This is a genomic window from Plantactinospora sp. A48 (assembly GCF_055793945.1).
Genome location: NZ_JBTIXF010000012.1, coordinates 1 through 19,170 on the forward strand (window position 1 = coordinate 1; position 19,170 = coordinate 19,170).

Here is a 19,170-nt window from a genome sequence, read left to right on the forward strand (position 1 = left end):
TGGGTCCTCCCGCTCGTCCACCCCCGTCCCCCCCCCCCCCTCCCCCTCCCCTTCCCCCCCCCCCCCCCCCCCCCCCCCCCCCCCCCCCCGACACCGGATCAGGCGTTGATCTCCTGCCGCTGGCCGTTGGTCCGGGTGGTGACGGCGACCTTGCGCGGCTTGGCCCGCTCGGCGACCGGGATACGCAGGGTGAGCACCCCGTTCTCGTATCCGGCCTCCAGATTGTCCGCGTCGAGGGTGTCGCCCAGGAACAGTTGCCGGGTGAAGACCCCCATCGGCCGTTCCGCCGCGACCAGTTCCACTTTGTCGCCCGCCGGCCGGCGCCGCTCGGCCCGCACGGTGAGCACGTTGCGCTCGACCGTGCAGTCGATGCTGTCCGGGTCGACGCCGGGCAGGTCGAACGCGGCGTAGAAGTACCCGCCGTCCCGGTAGGCGTCCAGGTGCATCACGGCCGGGCGGCTGGCCGTGCCGAAGAACTGCTCCGCGAGCCGGTCCATCTCGCGGAAGGGATCGGTACGCATCAACATCGTTGAGCCTCCTCGATCTTCCACGTGTCGAAACCTTGAGTTGAGTCCCCTTGACTCAACTTCCTCTTCCTGTTTACCTCGCCCGGACCCGCCCGTCAACTCCTCCGCGCGGCGGTTCACCGAGCACCCGAGGGGGTTCGGTGAGCACCTCCGAAGCGGGGACGTAGCGCCACAGCTCGGGCACCCGCCAGGCGATCACCGCCACTGCGACCACCGTGAGTACGCCCCCGACCGCCACAGTCCAGCGTGGCCCCCACGACGCCGCCCCGGCGCCGTGCAACACGTTCGCCAACTGCGGGCCTCCCATCAGCACCACCGTGAGCGAGCCCTGGATCCGACCCCGCAGTGCGTCGTCGGTGTGCGCCTGCGTGATCGCGTTGCGGACGGCGCTGAGGACCGCGTTGACCGCACCGCCGGCCGCCAGCGCGACCAGCCCGACCGCCAGTCGCGGCGCCAGTCCGAGGACCAGCACGGTCACCCCCCAGACCTGGGCGGCGCCGAGCAGCAGCGCCCCGTGCCGGCGGGATCGGGTGAAGGTGCCCGACAGCACTCCCGCCGCGAACACCCCCGCCGGGTAGGCCGCGTAGAGCAGGCCCAGTCCGATCCCGCCGCCGGCCGGTCCGCCGTACCCGCGCTCGGCCAGTTCCGGGAAGACCGCCACCGGCATCCCGCACACCATGGCCACCAGATCCACGCCGAGTACCGCCACCAGCAGCCGATTGCCGAACAGATAGCGGAAACCGGTGCACACCTGTCGTACCGTGCCGGTCCGCCGACCGGTCCGGCCACGGCCCGGGGGTGCGACGCCACCCGCCGGCACGCGGCCGTCGTACGCCGACCCGGGCCGGACCGGCGGCTTGGGCGCGAGCACGGTCGACGCCGGCGGGATCGGCGGCAGCCGCCACACCGCGGTCAGCACGGCGAGCAGGGCGGCGGCGTCGCACAGGTACAGCGTGCCCAGCCCGACCAGCGGAATCAACGCGCCAGCCAGCAGCGGGCCGAGCACCGAGCCGGCGTACCGGACCAGCGAACTGAGGCTGTTCGCGGCCGGCAGCAGGTCGGTGGGCACCAGCCGGGGCACCACCGCACCGCCCGTGGCCAGCACCGCGCCGAGGCCGAAACCCTGCCCGGCGACCAGCACCAGCAGGGTCCCGATCGGGCGGACGCCGAGCGTCGCCTGGGCCCACAGTCCCAGATAGGTCACCCCCAGCACGGTGTGTCCGGCCAGCAGCACCCGTCGCCGGTCGATCCGGTCGGCGAGCGCGCCGGCCCACAGGGCCGCCACGACCAGCGCGCCGAACGCCACCGCCGCCGCGGCGGCCACCGCCGCCGACGACCCGGTCCGGTTGAACAACTCGGTGGGTACGGCCACCGCCGAGAACGACCCGCCGACCGCGGCGACCGCCGAGGCCAGCCACATCCGGCGGAACGCCGGCACCGCGAGCGGACGCCGATCCAGCGTGTACGCGCCGAGCGCCCGCACCCGAGGTGCCCGCCGTGGCGCGTTAACAGGGGACCCTTGTACATCGGAAAGCGATAAGAAGGGGCCCTTCCTTTCCGTCACTCGGGCACCACGTCGGCGACGACGGCCGCGATGTTGTCCGGGGCGCCCGCCGCGTAGGCCAGCGCCACCAGTTCGCCGATCGCCCGCCCGGGCTCGGCGGCGTCGGTCAACACGGTCCGCAGCGCCTCCGCCGGGACCACCGCCGACAGCCCGTCGGTGCACAGCAGCCACCGGTCGCCGGGCAGCACCGGGTGCGTCGACAGGTCGGGTTCGCCGCCGCCGGTCCCGGTCAGCGCCCGCGCCAGCAACGCCCGCTGCGGGTGCGATGCCGCCTCCGCCGGGGTGAGCCGACCGCTGTCCACCAGGGTCTGCACCTGGGTGTGGTCGGCGGTGAGCTGGAACAACCCGCCGTCGCGCAGCAGATAGGCGCGGGTGTCGCCGATGTGCGCGAGCGCGAGCCGCGAACCCGACCAGACCATCGCGGTGAGCGTGGTGGCCGCCTCACCCGAGGGAACCGACCCGGCGACGTCCCGGACGGCCCGCCGGGCCGCCTCGACCGCGTCGGCCAGCGCGCCGAGCAGATCGCCCTCGGGCACCTCGACGGTCTCCAACGGTTTCAGCGCGTCGATGGCGGCGGCACTGGCCCGGTCCCCGCCCGGTCCGCGCATCCCGTCGGCGACCGCCAGCAACCGGCCGCCGGCGTACGCGGCGTCCTCGTTGCTGGTCCGGACCAACCCGGCGGCCGACCGGGCCGCGTACCGGATCCCGAGCGGCCGATCCGGTTCCTGACCGCCCGGCTCGGACAGGTGCGCCACGAGCATCCGGGCCAGCCGACCCCGCGCCGCCGTTTCGGCCTGGACCTGAGTCCAGTAGTCGGCCACGAGCCGGGCCGCCTGCCGGGGCGGGGCGTCGCAGACCTCCCGGATCCGGGCCAGGGGCATGCCGAGGCGCCGTAGCCAGGCGATCAGCCGGGCCCGTTCCGCCTGCCGGGGGTCGTACCTGCGGTAGCCGGACCCCTCGTCGACCACGGCCGGGCGCAGCAGGCCCAGCTCGTCGTACAGCCGCAGGGCCTTCGGCGACAGCCGGGTGGCCCGGGCGAACGCCCCGATCGTCAGCAGCCCCACCGCGTTCCTCCGGTCTCCGGCGCGCACGGCCGGCAGGACAGATCCTGCGGCTTCCCCCTGGGGAAAGGTAAAGCGACCCGGGCGCGTCGGCTTCGGTCCCGGCCCTCGACCTGGAAATCTTTCTCGCATGTCCGGATCCGCCCTGTCCGCCCGGGACCGTACCGCCCTCGACCAGCCCGCCGCGGCCCTGGACTTCACCGATGCCTGGCTGCGCAACCGGCGGCTGTCCGAGCACACCCGCACCGCGTACCGGGGCGACGTGGCCGGCTGGTTGGCCTGGTGCGCCGGCCGGGACCTGGACCCGCTGCGGGCCTCGTTCCTCGACGTCAACACGTACGCCCGGCAGCTGGAGTCACCCGCCGGCGCGCGATCGCAGCCGCGGAGTGGGGCGGCCGAGCGCCGGCCCGGCGATTCAGGCTCGTCCGGCGCGGCCGGCGGCCGGGCGTTGTCGGCGGCCACCGTGGCCCGCAAGTTGTCCGCGCTGTCCAGTTGGTACGCCTTCCTGGTGCGGCTGCGGGCGGTCGAGGCCAACCCGGTGAGCGGCGCCGACCGCCCGCACGTCGACCGGGACCACTCGGCCACCGTTGGCCTGACCCCGCCGGAGGTCGACGCGCTGCTGGCCGCGGCCAGGTCGGCCACCGGGGTCACCGCGGACCGCACCCGGGTCGCGGTGACCCTGCTGGCCGACCTGGGGCTGCGGGTGGGTGAGCTGGTGGCGTTGGACGTGACCGATCTGGGCCGGGAGCGCGGTCATCGCAGTGTCCGGTTCGTCGGCAAGGGCGGCCGGCCCCGGCGCCGGGCCCTCAGCCCGGCCGCGGCGCGGGCGATCGACGACTACCTCGCCGCCCGGGCCGCCGCCGAGGGGGTGCCGATGGACCGGATCACCGGCCCGCTGCTGGTCACCGCCAGCGGCGCCCGACTGGACCGGCACGCGGTGTTCCGCCTGGTGCGCCGGCTGGCCCGGGACGCCGGCATCCCGGCCTGGGCACGGCTGTCGCCGCACTCGCTGCGGCACGCGTTCGCCACCGCCGCCCGGGCCGAGGGGGTGGCGCTGGAGGATGTGCAGGATGCCATGGGGCACGCCGATCCGCGTACCACCCGCCGCTACGACCGGGACCGGCACAACCTGGACCGCGACCCGGCGTACGCGATCTGGGCCGCCCGCGCCCAGCGCGGCCACGACGGCACGCCCGGACCGGGGTGATCCCCGCTCCGCCGGGCGCGGGACCGAGGCCGAGATGATGGGGCCCCAAGGGTCCAGCTCGGCTACGGACGCCGGCTGCTGCGGTGCTCGCGGTCGGCGCTGCGGGAACGTGCCTGTGCCACCAGTCGGATCACCTCGTCCGCGGTGGCTGGGCCTGGGTTGACCACGCTCGCCCAGCCCTGCACGGCGTAGGCCGGATGTGGCATCAGCCGGTCTGCCTCCGCGAAGTCGAGTTTGTCGCTGTGTGCGGCGAATTCCTCCGGGCCGTAGCCGAACAGGTTCCGGAACTCGGCGCGCCCCACCTCGATGTTGAGCCGGTACCGTCCGGGCTCGGACAAGCGGGACCGCTCGTCGAAGTCCGGGACGTCGTGCAGGACGATCGTGGCGAAAGGCCGCATCCGATCTTCTCCGGCGAAGAAGAACCGGTCGCCCCAGGTGTAGGGCGGCATGTCGGAACCCGGCTCGATCCGGGTCTCGGTCACCCCGGGAAGGCCGGCGATCCGGGCTGCGTCGGCCGCGCCGGGCGAGGAGCCGATGTGCAGGATCGCGTCGCAGGTCTCGATCGTGGCTGTGTCCAGCGGGGAGTATCCGAGCAGGTCCGTCCCGCGTTCGCGCAGATCGCCGTCGGCCGGAGGGGGGAAGAGCCCGGTCTCCGGGCCGAGGCGCTCCTCGTAGGTGCCTGGCTCCGGTTGGCCGAGGCCGACCGGCCCGCTCGCCCCGAGACTGCCGGCCACGTACATGTACTTGTCCCCGAGCAGCGGCGACACGATCGAGCCGGCGCCGTTCCACTGTGCGACCAGATCTTGGCCCTCCCAGTGGGTGTCCCACAGGCTGGGGTGCCGTTGCAGGTGGGCGTTGTTGGCCGACACCAGAGTCGGCCCGCGGTCCCGCTCGTGGGCGAGGATGTCGAGCAGGTTCTGCGCCATGAGCGCGTCCCGCACCGCGAGCAGGCGGCCGATCCGCTGCGACTGGGTGCCCGGTTCGGCCATCGCGGCATGGTAGGCGAGCAGGCCGATGGCGGTGGTGGCGAGCACTCTGGCTCGGTTCCAGGACTGCGTGGACGTGTCTTTGATGAGGCGGGGCGCTTCGGCGTACAGCTGCACGCGGAAATCTTCGGCGAGGCCGCGCAGCGCGGCAGCCTCCGGTGACCGGCCGGGAGATCGCGTCGCGTCGAACATGATTTCCGGTGCGCTCCAGCGGCCCTCGTCGCCGACCAGGCGGTCCAGGTCGGGCGCTGGTATGCCGAGGTATTCGCGCAACTCACGCAGGATTGGGCCGGGGCTGGGAGCGCCGGTGATCTCGGTGGGAGCGTCGAAACCGTGGAAGGTGATGCGCTCTGCGGGCGGCAGCTTCTCGTTGTGGGCGCGCAGCCAGTCGATCAGTTCGCGGGTGGCCGGGTGTGCGCCCCAGCCGTGACTGATGCCGGTGGTCAGGTCCACGTCGTCGCGCCGGCCTTGCACGTAGTCGTCAACGGCGAGGCCGGCCGCCCGGTCCGACTCGATCGCGATCGACCGGAAGCCGTGCCCGGCGAGTGTTTCGAGGATCCGGTTGCGCAGGCGAGGGAATGCCGGTTCGCCGTGGTAAGGCTCGCCGATCGCGAGCAGGTGCGGCCGGCGTGCGGCGATGAGGGACTGCAACTCGGTGTCGAAAGCCATGACCTCAACCGTATCGTTGAACCAGCGGTTGAAACTTTGACTGAACTGAGGTGGAGTAGATCCCGGTGAAGTTTAAAAACGGGGTGTACAGGCCGGTGGATTTGGCGCGGGCACATGGACTGTCCGCGCAGGCGGTCCGCAACTACGAGCGGGCCGGGGTGATCCCGCCGGCCGCGCGGACGGCGAGCGGTTACCGGGTCTACACCGACGATCATGGCGGCGCGCTGGCCGCCTACGTCGCGCTTGTCCCCGGGTACGGGTACCGCGCGGCCGGCGAGATCATGAGGTCGGTTCTTCTCGGCGACCTCCCGACGGCCTTGGCCGTGATCGACACCGCCCATGTGCAGCTTCAACGCGACCGGGGGACCGTGGACCGGGTCGCTTCGGCGGCTGTCGTGCTGGCGTCCTGCACGCCGACCGCACCAGGTCCGGATGGGCCTGTTTCGGTCGGTGTCCTCGCCCGCCGGCTCGGTGTCACCCCGGCCACCCTGCGCAAGTGGGAACGCGTCGGCATCCTGGCCCCGGCCCGGTCACGGACCGCGCGGTCCTATTCACCCGATGACGTGCGCGACGCCGAACTCGCCCATCTGCTGCGCCGCGGCGGCTACCTGCTGGCGCACATCGCGACCGTGATCGGGCAGGTTCACGCCGCCGGTGGGCCCGGCCCACTGGCCGCCTCGATCGACCAGTGGCGGGAACGGCTCACAGCCCGCGGCCGCGCGATGCTCATCGGATCCGCCCGCCTCGCGGACTACCTCTCCTTCATCGAGCGTACTCACCGCGACGAGTCCCCCTCATCCTGATGCGCTCGGATGTTGATCCTCGTTCCGGCCCAACCTCAGGCTGGCGCCGATGAGCTGCCGAATGGCCAGAATGGCCGCCGCGCCGAGTATCGGCTGCCATCCGGGTCGCAGCGCCAGCCGTACGAGCCCGGCCGCGATCCAGAATTCCACTCCCACCTGCAGCGCCAACCGTCCTGCGCGAACACGGAACAGCACGACGCCGCCGGTGATGAACCCGGCCACCACGCAGAGCATCGCCACGTAGTTGAGCACGACGTTCAGGATCGCCACCGACTCGGCTGGTCAGCGTGGTCGTCGGTACCGGCGCCGGACGACTCCAGTTCCATGCGCTCCTGTCGGGACTCCCGGGCGAGGACGAAGTTCAGCGCGGTCCGGATCGCCGCTGTGGCCGCGAGCGTCGAGATCTCTCGCAGGGTGGGCGCAACCGCGGTCCGCAGGATGTCGGAGGCGAGCTGGAATTCGATGCCGAGCACGAGGTAACGGCCAAGGCCCAGCCGGACGGGCGTGAAGGCGGTGGAGCGGCGGTCTCGGACAGCGGCGATCAGGAACTGCAGAAATGCGATCGACGCGCCGGTGAAGATGATCGCGGCACCCGCCGCCTCCACGACCCTGACCAAGACATCGACGAATGACATCAGCGGCTCGGCGCCGATGGGCTCCGCGCCGATGGTGGGGGCTGGTCCGGCGATAACAGCAGCGTCCAGACGCACGGCGTCTCCCACATCTGTAGCTTCGCTGCGCCGTGAGGCGGCAGACGGTGAGCCCCGGCATCAGAAAGGCGGCATATGAGGCATCTATTCCTAACATGACAAACCGAATGATCCGTCGAAATGCCGCTGATCCGTCCTGGCCGCGGGCACAGCCGATCACGCGGTGGCCGTCTCCCGGCCACCGCGGTTCACCGCCGTCTCCCGGCCACCGCGGTTCACCGCCGTCTCCCGGCCACCACGGTTCACCGCCGCCTCCCGGCCACCGCGGTTCACCGCAGCAGGTCGGAGTGCCGGTGGGCGTCCACCGCGATGTCCTCACCGCGCAGCCAACGCCGGGCCCACAGCCGGGCGGCCACCTCGGCCAGCTCGTCACCCCAGACGGCCTGCTCGACCAACAGTGCGGCGGTCAGCGCGTACGCCATCCGCAGCGCCAACCCCCGCGCCCCGGCCAGTACGGCCGGCCCGGTCGGGTCGGCGGTCACCTCGGCCAGCGCCGACCGCAGTTCGGTGGCGGTGCCGGCGAGGGTGTCGGCCAGTGTCGGGTGCAGCGGGCGCGCCGCGTCGGACGCGGCGTCCAGCCGGGTCAACAGGGCCGGCGCCGCGTCCTCGCGGACCACGGCACGCAGCACGTCCAGGGCCAGCACGTTGGTGGTGCCCTCCCAGATCGGCAGGACCTGCGCGTCGCGCAGCAGCCGGGGCACCCCGGTGTCCTCGACGTAGCCGGCGCCACCGAAACTCTCCACGTACTCGCTGGCGGAACTGACCGCGAGCCGCCCGGTGGCCAGCTTCGCCAGCGGCGCGACGAGACGCAGTTCGGTCGCGGCGGCCGGGTCGGAGCCGACCTCGACCCGGCCCAGCAGCGCGAACGCGTGCCCGGCGAGGACGAAGGCCCCGGCCGCGTCGACCGCCAGGGTGGCCAGGGTGGCGCGGTGCAGCGGCGACTCGGCCAGGGCGCCGCCGCCGACCTGCCGGGCGTCGGCGTACGCGCGGGCCAGGTCCAGCCCGCGGCGCATCCCACCGGCCGCGGCGGCGGCGTTGTGCAGCCGGGTCACCACCACCAGCGTCATGGCCCGCACCAGGCCGGGCCGCGCGGGGTCACCCAGCGGCAGCGCGTACGCGCCGTCCAGGCCGATCTCGGCGGTGGGCAGCGCCCGCGTGCCGAGCTTGTCCTTGAGCCGGTGGACCCGGACCCCGGGCGCGGGGGAGGCCGGGTCGGTGCCGTCGGCCGCGAGCGGGGAGTCGGCGGCGTACCGGGGGACCAGGAACGGCGCGAGGACCCGGCTGCCCGGACCGGCGCCCGCCGGCCGGGCCAGCGCGACCGCCATCGCCGAGTCGGCGGCCGAGCAGAACCACTTCTCACCGGTCAGCCGCCACGACCCGTCCCCGGCGGCCCGACCGAGGGTGTCGGAGCGGGCCAGGTCCGAACCGCCCTGCGACTCGGTCATCCACTGCCCGCTGGTGATCGCGGTGTCGGGGTCGGTGGACACCAGCCGGGGCAGCCAGGCGTCCCGCACTCCGCGGTCCACGTCGGGCAGGCTGAGCAGCGCCGCAGCGCCGTCGGCCATCGCCACCGGGCAGGAGAAGGTGGCCGACTCCGGCCCGTACAGATGCAGCAGGGCGTGCTGCACGACCCGGGCGGCGGCGCCCCACGTGCCGCGCGCCTCCGCCAGGTAGGGCAGGGCCACCACGGCGTGCCGGGCGGCGGCGGCCCGCAGCGTCCGCCAGCCGGCGGAGGTGTCGATCCGGTCGACCCGCCCGCCCCACGGGTCGTACCGGACCAGGGCCGGCGGGTGCGCCTCGGCGTCGGCGTGCGCGGCCCGCAGCGGCCCGACCACGTCGGCGGCCAACGCCACCAGCCGGCCCTTCGCGGCGTCCAGCCCGGCGGCGCCGAGGTGCCGCTCCAGCCAGCCGGTGAGCAGCCGGTCATCGGCGTACGGGTCGAGGGGGGTCGGCGCGGGCTGCACGAACCGGGTCATGTCGCCTCCAGCGGGAAGGGTGGCGGATGCGCCGACCGTAGCCGATGGGCAGCCGCCGGCAGAGGGGCCAGCGGCGCGGTTTTCGCCGGACGCGGGATCCGGACCGGCTCGGCGGCCCACCCGGGCCGGACCGGTCGGGACGCGCGCGGCGGCTCAGCCGGCGGCGGGTTCGTCGAGGTCCAGGGCGGCCCGGACCAGGTCCAGGGCCTGCCGGGGCGGCACGCCGAGGGTCCGGCTGCGGGCGGCGTAGTCGGCGGCCAACCGGCGGGCCTCCTCGGACACCCCGGCGGCCCGGGCCGTGACGAAGCTGCCGTGCCGGCCACGGGTGTCGACCAGGCCGGCTCGTTCCAGTTCGCGGTACGCGCGAGCGACCGTGTTGACGGCCAGCCCGAGTTCCCCGGCGAGTTCCCGTACCGGTGGCAGCCGACTGCCGGCCGGCAGGGTGCCCTCGGCGGCCAGCGCGGTGATCCCCGCCCGGACCTGCTCGAACGGCGGGACCGGGGAGTCGGGGTCGATGCGTAACGTGATGATCGGCCGAATCTACCAACCGGCCGGTGGCCCGCTTCGGCTGCGGCACGGCCGCGGGATCCCTACGGTTGGTGGGCATGGCCTACCAGGTCGACGCGGGCCGCCCGACCCGGCGCCGGCGGACGCTGCGGATCGCGCTCGGGTCAACCGCGGTGGTGCTGCTGGTGTGCTGCGTCGGGGCGGCCGGGCTCGGGGTGTGGAACTTCCAGGCGCTGCGCGGCACCGACGGCCCGGTGCGGACCGCGGCGGACGGGTTCCTCCGGGACGTGTCGGCGGGCAACGCCGGCCACGCCTACGACGAGTTGTGCCCGGCCACCCGGGACCGGTGGACCCGGGGCGAGTTCGTCCGCCGGGCCACCGGACCGGAGGCGGTGCTGCGGTACACGCTGGAGCGGGTCAGGGTCGCCACGAAGAACGGCGACCCCCGGGGCGAGGTGGTGGTCCGGCTGGTGCGGCGCAGCGGCGCGGTGGAGCGGCACACCCTGGTGGTGGTCCGGGACCGGGCCACCTGGCGGGTCTGCGGCGACACGCCGATCTGACCGCCCGGTGCCCGCGCGGTCCGAAACCCGCGGTGACGCCGGGCCGGGGCCCGCGGCGACAGCTCAGCGCGCCGCGTCGGGGGCTGCGGCGCCGCGCCGCGTCGGGGGCTGCGGCGCCGGGCCAGCGTGCCACGTCGGGGCCCGGGACGGTGGTCAGCGCGTCGGGCCGAGGTCGCCGGTGCGGTGGTGCCGCCGGCACAGCACCTGGTAGCGCACCCGGGCCGAGTCCACGGTGTCGCCGATGACGACCTGTTCACCCTCGCGGACCACGGCGCCGTCGACCACGCGGGCGTTGAGCAGGCCCTCCCGGCCGCACCAGCACAGCACCTCGATCTGGATCCGGGTCACCTCGTCGGCCAGCTCGAACAACCGCTGCGCCGCCGGGAACAGGCAGGACCGGAAGTCGGTGGCCAGCCCGAACGCGAACACGTCCACGTCGTACGCGTCGACCAGCTCGGCCATCTGTTCGACGTGCGCGACGGTGTAGAAGCTGGCCTCGTCGCAGATCAGGTAGTCGACCCGGGTGCCCTCGGACCGGCGGCCCCGCACCAGCGCCACCAGGTCCAGGTCGTCGGTGACCTCGATGGCGTCGTGGGCGATGCCGATCCGGGAGGTGATCCGGGGGCCGAGCGAGCGGTCGATGCGGGTGAGCACGAGTCCCCGGCGGCCCTGCCGGGCGTGGTTGTAGTTCATCTGCAACGCCATCGTCGACTTGCCACAGTCCATCGGTCCCCAGAAGAACTTGAGCGCCGCGGCGTGCAACGGTCGCCCGTCGTGGCGCTCCGGGACACAACCCGCGTGCTCCGGCCCGGCGGCGGCGCCGGGGTGGGCCAGGCAGATGGGGGCGAGGGCGGAGTCGTCGGTCACGGTCGGGCAGCCTAACCGATGGCCCACCACCGGCCCCGGGTGTCCGGGCCGGTTCGGTCAGGTACGGGTCTCGAGCACCGCCAGATCCCGCACCGCGTACCGGTGATGCTCGGCCTCCTCCTTGAGCACCACCTTGAGACAGCGGCGCACCACGTACTCCTGGTCGGGGTACGGGTCCGCCGGCCTGCGCCGGCAGACCCGGTCGAGTTCGGCCTCGGTGAGCCCGTCGACGACCTGGCGCATCGTGGCCATCCGGGCCAGTCGCGGTCCGAGCACCTCGTCGAGGGTCGGGGTGGCGTCGAGGGTGAGGCCGAGCTTCGCCGACGCCTCGGGCGGCATCCCGCCGGCGGGGAAGCCCAACCGGTGGTACGGCGCGGCCTCCTCCAGCACCGCGTTGCCCAGCCAGGCGTCGGCGGCGAACAGCAGGTGCCGTTGGGTCTCGACCAGCGACCACTCGCCGTCGACCCGCTCGTGCAGCCTGGCTTCGGGCAGCCGCCTGGCCCGCTCGATCGTCGCCGCCCACAGCGTCTCGACGGCCGCCCAGGCGGCCCGGTAGTCGGCGGGGGACGCGGCGTCCCGGGCCAGCGCCCGCACGGGATGCCGCCGGTCGAGTTCGGCCTCGACGTAGGCGGTCACGTCGACGTCGTTGACGACCAGACGCTCGAAGTCACCGCCGAGGTGGACGTCGCCGCCGTAGCAGTCGACGATCTTCAGGCGGCTGACCTCGCAGTCGCGGATCTCGAGGCCAGCGAGGTCGCACAGGTGGATGCGGGCATCCCGGAACTGGTCGGTCTGGGTGTACTCGGCAGGCATCGCAGCAGTCTGCCGCAGCCGGCCCACCCGCGCATGCCCGCCACCTCGGCTCGCGGCCCGGGTGGCGGGCGTCCGGTTTCAGAGCAGCCGGGGCGGGGTGTTGCCGGCGGCCACCACGGCCCGGCGCATCGGCACGGCCAGCAGCAGACCGAACCCGACCACGAAGAAGATCAACAGTGACACCAGTCCGACCCGGTAGCTGCTGGTCAGCTGGAACACCAGCCCGAAGGCCAGCGGCCCGAGCCAACTGGTGCCCTTGTCGCTGATCTCGTAGAAGCCGTAGTACTCGCCCTCCCGACCCTGGGGGATGAGCTGGCTGAACAACGACCGGCTCAACGCCTGGCTGCCACCCAGCACCAGCCCGATGGCGGCGCCGAGCGCCATGAACGGCAGGGGCGCACCGGCGGGCAACCGGAACGCGGCCAGCACCACCACCGTCCACAGCACCAGGCTGATCAGCACGGTCTTCCACGCCCCGATCCGGCGGGCCAGGGCGCCCAGCGCCAGCGCACCACCGAACGCCAGGAACTGCACCAGCAGGATCGTCACGATCAGCGTGGACTGGGTCAGCCGCAGTTCCTCGGTGCCGTACTGGCTGGCCAGCGTGATGACGGTCTGGATGCCGTCGTTGTAGACCAGGAACGCCAGCAGGAAGAACAGCGTCAGCGGGTACGCCTTCACCTCCCGCAGGGTCCGGCCGAGCTGCCGGAACCCGTCGGTCAGCACGTTGCCCCCGGGGGTCGCCCCGGGCGCCGGCCGGTCCCGCAGCCACCGCAACGGCACCAGCGTGAACAGCGCCCACCACACCCCGGCCGACACGATCGACCAGCGGGCCAGGTCCAGGGTGCGCTGCGGGTCGCCGTCGCGGCGCAGCACCGTCACCGCCACGAGGTTGACCGCGAGCAGCAACCCGCCGCCCAGGTACCCCAGCGCCCAGCCGCGACTGGAGACGGCGTCCCGCTCGTCGGGGGCGGCCAACTGCGGCAGGAACGAGTTGTACACCACGATCGCGGCGCCGAACGCGATGTTCGCCACCAGGAACAGCGCGCCGCCGAGCAGGTACCGCTCGCCGGTGACGAACGCGAACCCGACCGTCGCGGCGGCGCCGGTGAACGCCGCACCGGCCAGCAGCCGCTTCTTGTGCATCGACCGGTCGGCCACCGCGCCCATCACCGGCAGCACGAACACGGTGAGGAAGACCGACAGGGAGATCAGGTACGGGTAGTAGGAGCCGGCCGCCACCTTGATGCCCAGCGGGTGGACGTACCCGTCGCAGTGCTCGGCGCCCAGCCCGCAGCCGGCGGCCGACTCGGCGACCGTGGTGAGGAACGGGCCGAGGAACACGGTGATGACCGTGGTCTGGAACGCCGAGTTGGCCCAGTCGTAGAAGTACCAGCCGGTCCGTTCCCGGCGGCCGCTCGCCGACGGCGCGGGACCGTCCCCCGACCCACCGCCGGCCGCCGGGCCGGCCCCGCCGGCGGGTACGGCACTGGGTTCGTCGGCGGTGTCGGCGCTGCTGGCCACGGCGGGTCCCTCCGGCTGGGCGGTCACCGCCCGACGCCCCTACTGCTGCGGGTCGGCCGGCCAGTGACCGCGGCTGCGGTACGTCTCGCGGAGCACGTCGACGCGATCGGTCATGATGCCATCAACTCCCAGGTCGAGTAAGTCCCTCATCTCGGCCGGCTCGTCGATCGTCCAGACGTGCACCTGCAACCCCAGCCGGTGCGCGTACGCCACGAACCGCCGGTCGACCACCCGGATCCGCCCGTACCGCACCGGGACCTGGGCGGCCACCACCGACGGGGGCAGCACCAGTCGGCGCCCGGTCAGCGAGGCCAGCCGTAGCCGGGTCACCTCCCGCATGCCCAGCGAGGTGGCGACCTTCGGCCCGGCCATCGCGCGCAGCCGGCGCAGCCGCGCGTCGCTGAACGAGGCCAGCAGCACCCGGTCGGCGGCGCCGACCCGTTCGACGCCGGCCACCGTCGGTCCCACCCCGGTGTCGGCCTTGACGTCGATGTTGAACCGCACCTCCGGCCAGGCGCCGAGCACCTCGTCGAGGCGGGGGACCGCCGCCGCGCCCCCGACCCGGACGCTCGACAGGTCCGCCCAGCGCATCGCGGCGATCCGTCCCCGTTCGCCGGTGAGCCGTTCCAGCGTCGCGTCGTGGAAGATCACCGGTACGCCGTCGGCGGTGGCGTGCACGTCGGTCTCGACGTACCGGTAACCCAGGGCGATCGCCCGGGCGAACGCCTCGGCGGTGTTCTCGTCACCGTGGGCCGCGCCCCCGCGGTGCGCGAAGGCCAGCGGGGCGGGGGCGTCCAGGTAGGGGAAGCGGTTCATCCCGGGCAGTATGCCCCGCCCCGGTGACCGGCGGGTAACTCCGACACCAACGTCCGGGCATCGGTGCGGCGCCCGTGACCAGGGGCTTCACCGTTCTATCCTCCCCTGCGGAGGCAGGTGCGGCCGTCGGGATGGCGGCCGGCGTCGCGGAGGGGCAGGTGCCGCTCGTGTTTGCGGTGGGACCGTGTACCCGGTGGTGGCCGTTCCGGTCCGGCGCGCGAGTCACACCGCGCGGGGGGCCCGGCCCGGTGGGGATCCCGTGACGGGCCCGAACGGCTCGGGCCCGACGGGGCCGCCGGTGGTGCGCTGGGTGGTGGGTACGGCGTCGGAGGCCGTCGTCGCCCTGGCCGTGCTGGAACGGGCCGGCTACCGGCCGGCCCGCGGGTTCGCCGTCCTCGGCCCGGTCGACCCGGCGGCGCCGCGGTACGGCTCCGTCGTGGACGCCCGGGCGGCCGACCTGGTGGTCCGGGTGGCCGCCCGGGGCGGGTCGGTGCTGGCCGTGCTGGACCCGGGCACCCCGCTCGGGCGGGCCCTGGTGGCCGCGCTGCGCCGCTGGGGTCCGGTACGCCTGGGACTGGCCGACCGGTCCGCGTCCGACGGCCAGCCGGGCCGGATCCCGACGCAACCGGGCGGCGCGTCGACGCTGCACCGTCCCGCGGCGACCGACCCGGCGGTGCTGCTGGACCGGTTGGTGCCGGAACAGCGGGCGTTGCTGAACCGGCTGGCGAACGGGGAGACGATCGCCGCGGCGGCGGCCGCGGAGTTCCTGTCGCTGCGCACCGCGAACCGGCGGATCGCGCAGGTGCGGCACCTGCTGGGGGTGCGCACCACCCGCGACGCGGTACGGATCTACGTGCGGCAGCGGCCACCCCGCCCCTCCTGAGCGGCCCCGGTCACCCGGCCCTCCCGAGCGGCCCCGCTCGACCGGCCGGCCGCGTTTCCGCCACCGGGCCCGGCCGGGTCGAGCGGTCCGGGGCCGGCCATGGGTCGCCTCAGGCCCGCGCCGACGGGGCCGGCGGGTCGGTACGGCGGCGTCGGTGCGTCCGGCTGGTGTCCACCGGCCGGCTACGGTCGACGTACCGGGGCCGGTCCGGTTCGTCGGGACGCAGCGGCGCGAGGGTGTCGGTGAGGGCGTCGATGATCCGCTCGGTGGCCCGCACCGCGGCACCGGGCGCGGCCGGGTCGAGGTCGCCCAGCACAACCGGCTCGCCGAAACACACCCGCACCACCGGCCGACGGGCGGCGGCCCGGGCCAGCGCCCGCAACAACCCGCGCGGGGCGCCGTACGGGGCCACCTCGTGCGCCCCCCACTGCGCCACCGGGATGACCGTGGCGCCGGAGGCGAGGGCGAGCCGCGCGGCGCCGGTACGACCCCGTTCCGGCCACATGCCGGGGTCCAGTCCGATCCGGCCCTCCGGGTAGACCAGCACGACCGAGCCGGCGGCGACCGCCGTGGCGGCGTCCCGCAGCGCGTGGGCGGCGGTGGCGGTGCGCCGGTCGACCCGGATGTGCCCGCTGGCCCGCATCGCGGCACCCACGACCGGGGCCCGGAACAGCCCGCCGGTGGCGAGGATCCGGGGCGCGACCCGGCGGGTCCGGCAGGCGGCGGTGAGGATCACCGGGTCGATCGGGCTGATGTGGTTCGCGGCCAGGATCAGCGGTCCGGCGCGCAGCGCCGGTGGCACGTCTCCGGTGACCCGTAGCCGCGCGACCGGGGTGATGACGACGCGGGCCAGGGTCAGGAGGAAGCGCCAGATCCGGGGTGGGCGCCACGGGGTGGTGGGGGTGTCCATCAGCGGTCGATCGTCGCACAGTCGGCCCCGACCGTGGACGGGGGCAGCGCCGGGCCGTGGGGTGTGGTCGAGGGCACGTCGTACCGGAGACCGGATTTCTACGACGACCAGTAGTATTTACTACGGGTCGTCGTAGACCGGAGGGGGTCACCCGTGGACGCGTTCGATGTCGCCCGGTGGCAGTTCGGTGTCACCACCGTCTACCACTTCCTGTTCGTCCCGCTCACCATCGGCCTGTCCACCCTGGTGGCCATCCTCCAGACCCTGTGGCACCGCACCGACGACCAGCGGTACCTGCGCCTCACCCACCTCTACGGCAAACTCTTCCTGATCAACTTCGCGATGGGTGTCGTCACCGGCATCGTGCAGGAGTTCCAGTTCGGGATGAACTGGTCGGACTACTCGCGCTTCGTCGGAGACGTCTTCGGCGCACCCCTGGCCATGGAGGCGCTGCTCGCGTTCTTCCTCGAATCCACCTTCCTCGGCCTGTGGATCTTCGGCTGGGACCGGCTGCCCCGCCGGGTCCACCTGGCCACCATCTGGGCCGCCGCCATCGGCACCACCCTCAGCGCCTACTTCATCCTCGCCGCCAACTCGTGGATGCAGCACCCCGTCGGCTACCGCGTCGACCCCGTCACCGGCCGCGCCCACCTCACCGACATCTGGGCCGTGCTGACCAACAAGGTCGCCCTGATCACGTTCCCGCACACCCTCGCCGGCGCGTTCCTGGTCGCCGGCTCCCTCATGGTCGCCGTCGCAATGTGGCACCTCACCCACCAGCGGGGGACCGAGCCCGTCCCGGCACACGACGCCCCGACCCACCCCGACCGGGACACCGGCCCGACCCAGGAAACCGACCGGGCCGGGGACACCGACCGGGCCGACGGCCAGGACGGCGACGACACCCAGGACCGGGACGCCGACCGGCGGGCCTACCGGTTCGCCGCCCGGTTCGGCGCGCTCGTCACCCTGCTCGCCGCCGGCGCCGTCCTGATCACCGGCGACATCCAGGGCAAGATCATGACCGAGGTGCAGCCCATGAAGATGGCCGCCGCCGAGGCCCTCTACCGCACCGAACAACCCGCCTCGTTCTCCGTACTCACCATCGGCAGCCTCGACGGCAGCCGCGAGGTGTTCGCCCTCAAGATCCCGTACCTGCTGTCGTTCCTCGGCACCGGCGACCCGCACGGCCAGGTCCGCGGCATCGACGACCTGCAGAACCAGTACACCGCCCAGTACGGCGCCGGCAGCTACACCCCGGTCATCCCCGTCACCTACTGGAGCTTCCGCTTCATGATCGGCCTCGGCATGGCCGCCGCCGCGATCGCCCTGTGGGTGCTGTGGGCCCACCGCCGCGGCCGTACCCCCGGCAACCGCTGGCTGGCCCGCGCCGGCCTGGTCATGCCGCTGCTGCCCCTCGCGGCCAACATCTTCGGCTGGATCTTCACCGAGATGGGCCGCCAACCCTGGGTCGTGTTCGGCGAGATGCTCACCCGCGACGGCGTCTCCCGCAGCGTCGGCCTCGCCGAAGTGCTCACCTCGTTCGCCGCGTTCACCCTGATCTACGCCATCCTCGCCGCCGTCGAGGTCAAGCTGATCATCCGGTACGCCCGCGCCGGTCTACCCGAACCCGCCCAACCGGCCCCCACCCCACCCGACGACCGCGACGACGCCGACCGGCCCCTCGCCTTCGCCTACTGACCGCCACCGACCGCCCGACCCCGAACCCCCGACCCCGAACCCCCGACCGTCCGACCCACCGCGCCGGAGGAGCTGACGCCGTGAACCTGCCCACCATCTGGTTCCTGCTGATCGCCGTGCTGTTCACCGGATACTTCGTCCTCGAAGGATTCGACTTCGGCGTCGGCGCCCTCCTGCCGGTACTCGGCCGCGACGACCGGGAACGCCGGGTACTCATCAACACCATCGGACCCGTCTGGGACGGCAACGAGGTCTGGCTCATCACCGCCGCCGGCGCCATGTTCGCCGCCTTCCCCGCCTGGTACGCCACCCTCTTCTCCGGCTTCTACCTGCCGCTGCTGCTCATCCTGCTCGCCCTCATCGGCCGCGGCGTCGCCTTCGAATACCGCCACAAGCGCCCCGAAGCCACCTGGAAACACCGCTGGGACACCGTCATCGTCGTCGGCTCGACCATCCCGGCCCTGCTGTGGGGCGTCACCCTCGCCAACATCGTCCACGGCGTGCCCCTGGCCGCCGACAGCGACTACGCCGGCGGCCTGACCGACCTGCTCACCCCGTACGCGCTGCTCGGCGGCCTGAGCACCGCGGCACTGTTCCTCGCCCACGGCGCCGTCTTCCTCGCCCTCAAGACCACCGGCGACATCCGGACCCGGGCCGGCCGGCTCGCCGTACGCCTCGGCGCCACCGCCGTGCTCCTCACCGCCGGATTCCTGGCCTGGACCGTGGGCCTACGCCCCGGCGCCACCCCCGCCGTCCTGGCCACCGCCGCGACCCTCGCCCTGCTCGGCGCCCTCGTCGCCGCCCGGCGACGCCGCGAGGGCTGGGCCTTCGCCGGCACCGCCACCGCCATCGCGCTGACCGTGGCCACCCTGTTCAGCAGCCTGTACCCCGACGTCCTGCCCTCCACCGCGGATCCCGCCGGCACCCTCACCGTGCACAACGCCGCCTCCGGCCCCTACACCCTGAAAATCATGACCTGGGTGGCCGTCGTCTTCACCCCGCTCGTGCTGGCCTACCAGGGCTGGACCTACTGGGTGTTCCGCCGGCGGATCGGCGTCGGACACATCCCGGAACACTGAGTCGACC

19 protein-coding genes and 1 pseudogene are annotated in these 19,170 nt (G+C 73.8%); 6 read left to right on the plus strand and 14 right to left on the minus strand.

Features of this window, described 5'->3' with window-relative positions; genetic code table 11:
- Positions 1 to 98: 98 nt before the first annotated feature.
- From ACXN5W_RS08955 to ACXN5W_RS08965, 3 genes are all read right to left on the minus strand, one after another.
- A complete protein-coding gene (locus tag ACXN5W_RS08955; protein WP_473157712.1) occupies positions 99 to 527 on the minus strand; it encodes an Hsp20/alpha crystallin family protein in 429 nt (142 codons plus the stop codon).
- 73 nt (positions 528 to 600) lie between these two features.
- On the minus strand, positions 601 to 2,010 hold the full coding sequence (locus tag ACXN5W_RS08960) for an MFS transporter (RefSeq protein ID WP_473157713.1): 1,410 nt from the start codon (positions 2,008 to 2,010) through the stop codon (positions 601 to 603).
- 77 nt (positions 2,011 to 2,087) lie between these two features.
- Positions 2,088 to 3,155 (minus strand): MerR family transcriptional regulator, encoded by a 1,068-nt coding sequence (locus ACXN5W_RS08965; RefSeq protein WP_473157714.1) that lies wholly within the window; start codon positions 3,153 to 3,155, stop codon positions 2,088 to 2,090.
- A gap of 127 nt (positions 3,156 to 3,282) precedes the next feature.
- Here ACXN5W_RS08965 and ACXN5W_RS08970 point away from each other — a divergent pair, with 127 nt between their 5' ends.
- Positions 3,283 to 4,359: a tyrosine-type recombinase/integrase gene (locus ACXN5W_RS08970; RefSeq protein WP_473157715.1), complete on the plus strand. Its 1,077-nt coding sequence runs from the start codon at positions 3,283 to 3,285 to the stop codon at positions 4,357 to 4,359.
- A gap of 62 nt (positions 4,360 to 4,421) precedes the next feature.
- Here the strand turns inward: ACXN5W_RS08970 and ACXN5W_RS08975 are convergent, their stop codons facing one another.
- A complete protein-coding gene (locus ACXN5W_RS08975; protein ID WP_473157716.1) occupies positions 4,422 to 6,014 on the minus strand; it encodes a DUF6194 family protein in 1,593 nt (530 codons plus the stop codon).
- A gap of 83 nt (positions 6,015 to 6,097) precedes the next feature.
- On the opposite strand from ACXN5W_RS08975, the gene ACXN5W_RS08980 reads away from it, so the two are divergent.
- A complete protein-coding gene (locus ACXN5W_RS08980; RefSeq protein ID WP_473157717.1) occupies positions 6,098 to 6,817 on the plus strand; it encodes a MerR family transcriptional regulator in 720 nt (239 codons plus the stop codon).
- On the opposite strand, the gene ACXN5W_RS08985 is transcribed toward ACXN5W_RS08980, so the two are convergent.
- The 5 genes and pseudogenes from ACXN5W_RS08985 to ACXN5W_RS09005 all read right to left on the minus strand — a co-directional run.
- Positions 6,809 to 7,087 (minus strand): hypothetical protein, encoded by a 279-nt coding sequence (locus tag ACXN5W_RS08985; RefSeq protein ID WP_473157718.1) that lies wholly within the window; start codon positions 7,085 to 7,087, stop codon positions 6,809 to 6,811. The genes ACXN5W_RS08980 and ACXN5W_RS08985 overlap by 9 nt on opposite strands.
- Complete coding sequence (locus ACXN5W_RS08990; RefSeq protein ID WP_473157839.1) at positions 7,075 to 7,452, minus strand: DUF1622 domain-containing protein; 378 nt, start codon at positions 7,450 to 7,452, stop codon at positions 7,075 to 7,077. Before ACXN5W_RS08990 ends, ACXN5W_RS08985 begins: the two co-directional genes overlap by 13 nt.
- A gap of 344 nt (positions 7,453 to 7,796) precedes the next feature.
- Positions 7,797 to 9,503 (minus strand): acyl-CoA dehydrogenase family protein, encoded by a 1,707-nt coding sequence (locus tag ACXN5W_RS08995; protein WP_473157719.1) that lies wholly within the window; start codon positions 9,501 to 9,503, stop codon positions 7,797 to 7,799.
- A 153-nt stretch (positions 9,504 to 9,656) separates the two neighbouring features.
- Positions 9,657 to 9,785: a hypothetical protein gene (locus ACXN5W_RS09000; protein ID WP_473157720.1), complete on the minus strand. Its 129-nt coding sequence runs from the start codon at positions 9,783 to 9,785 to the stop codon at positions 9,657 to 9,659.
- 78 nt (positions 9,786 to 9,863) lie between these two features.
- Positions 9,864 to 10,043, minus strand: a pseudogene (locus ACXN5W_RS09005) (GntR family transcriptional regulator); the annotation flags it as partial.
- 65 nt (positions 10,044 to 10,108) lie between these two features.
- Between ACXN5W_RS09005 and ACXN5W_RS09010 the strand changes: the two are divergent.
- Positions 10,109 to 10,570 (plus strand): Rv0361 family membrane protein, encoded by a 462-nt coding sequence (locus ACXN5W_RS09010; protein ID WP_473157721.1) that lies wholly within the window; start codon positions 10,109 to 10,111, stop codon positions 10,568 to 10,570.
- 153 nt (positions 10,571 to 10,723) lie between these two features.
- Here the strand turns inward: ACXN5W_RS09010 and ACXN5W_RS09015 are convergent, their stop codons facing one another.
- From ACXN5W_RS09015 to ACXN5W_RS09030, 4 genes are all read right to left on the minus strand, one after another.
- Positions 10,724 to 11,404: a thymidine kinase gene (locus ACXN5W_RS09015; RefSeq protein WP_473157840.1), complete on the minus strand. Its 681-nt coding sequence runs from the start codon at positions 11,402 to 11,404 to the stop codon at positions 10,724 to 10,726.
- Between the two features lie 90 nt (positions 11,405 to 11,494).
- A complete protein-coding gene (locus ACXN5W_RS09020) occupies positions 11,495 to 12,250 on the minus strand; it encodes a DinB family protein (protein WP_473157722.1) in 756 nt (251 codons plus the stop codon).
- A 78-nt stretch (positions 12,251 to 12,328) separates the two neighbouring features.
- Complete coding sequence (locus ACXN5W_RS09025; protein ID WP_473157723.1) at positions 12,329 to 13,774, minus strand: MFS transporter; 1,446 nt, start codon at positions 13,772 to 13,774, stop codon at positions 12,329 to 12,331.
- A gap of 39 nt (positions 13,775 to 13,813) precedes the next feature.
- Positions 13,814 to 14,590, minus strand: coding sequence for a glycerophosphodiester phosphodiesterase family protein (locus tag ACXN5W_RS09030; protein ID WP_473157724.1), 777 nt, complete (start codon positions 14,588 to 14,590; stop codon positions 13,814 to 13,816).
- A 259-nt stretch (positions 14,591 to 14,849) separates the two neighbouring features.
- Between ACXN5W_RS09030 and ACXN5W_RS09035 the strand changes: the two genes are divergently transcribed.
- Positions 14,850 to 15,473 carry a LuxR family transcriptional regulator gene (locus ACXN5W_RS09035; protein WP_473157725.1) on the plus strand — a complete coding sequence of 208 codons (624 nt, stop codon included), beginning with the start codon at positions 14,850 to 14,852 and terminating at the stop codon, positions 15,471 to 15,473.
- A gap of 109 nt (positions 15,474 to 15,582) precedes the next feature.
- On the opposite strand, the gene ACXN5W_RS09040 is transcribed toward ACXN5W_RS09035, so the two are convergent.
- Positions 15,583 to 16,383 carry a lysophospholipid acyltransferase family protein gene (locus tag ACXN5W_RS09040; protein WP_473157726.1) on the minus strand — a complete coding sequence of 267 codons (801 nt, stop codon included), beginning with the start codon at positions 16,381 to 16,383 and terminating at the stop codon, positions 15,583 to 15,585.
- A 153-nt stretch (positions 16,384 to 16,536) separates the two neighbouring features.
- Here ACXN5W_RS09040 and ACXN5W_RS09045 point away from each other — a divergent pair, with 153 nt between their 5' ends.
- On the plus strand, positions 16,537 to 18,084 hold the full coding sequence (locus ACXN5W_RS09045; RefSeq protein WP_473157727.1) for a cytochrome ubiquinol oxidase subunit I: 1,548 nt from the start codon (positions 16,537 to 16,539) through the stop codon (positions 18,082 to 18,084).
- A gap of 80 nt (positions 18,085 to 18,164) precedes the next feature.
- The gene (cydB, locus tag ACXN5W_RS09050; RefSeq protein ID WP_473157728.1) at positions 18,165 to 19,163 is read left to right on the plus strand and encodes a cytochrome d ubiquinol oxidase subunit II; all 999 of its coding nucleotides are present in this window, start codon (positions 18,165 to 18,167) and stop codon (positions 19,161 to 19,163) included.
- Positions 19,164 to 19,170: the final 7 nt, after the last annotated feature.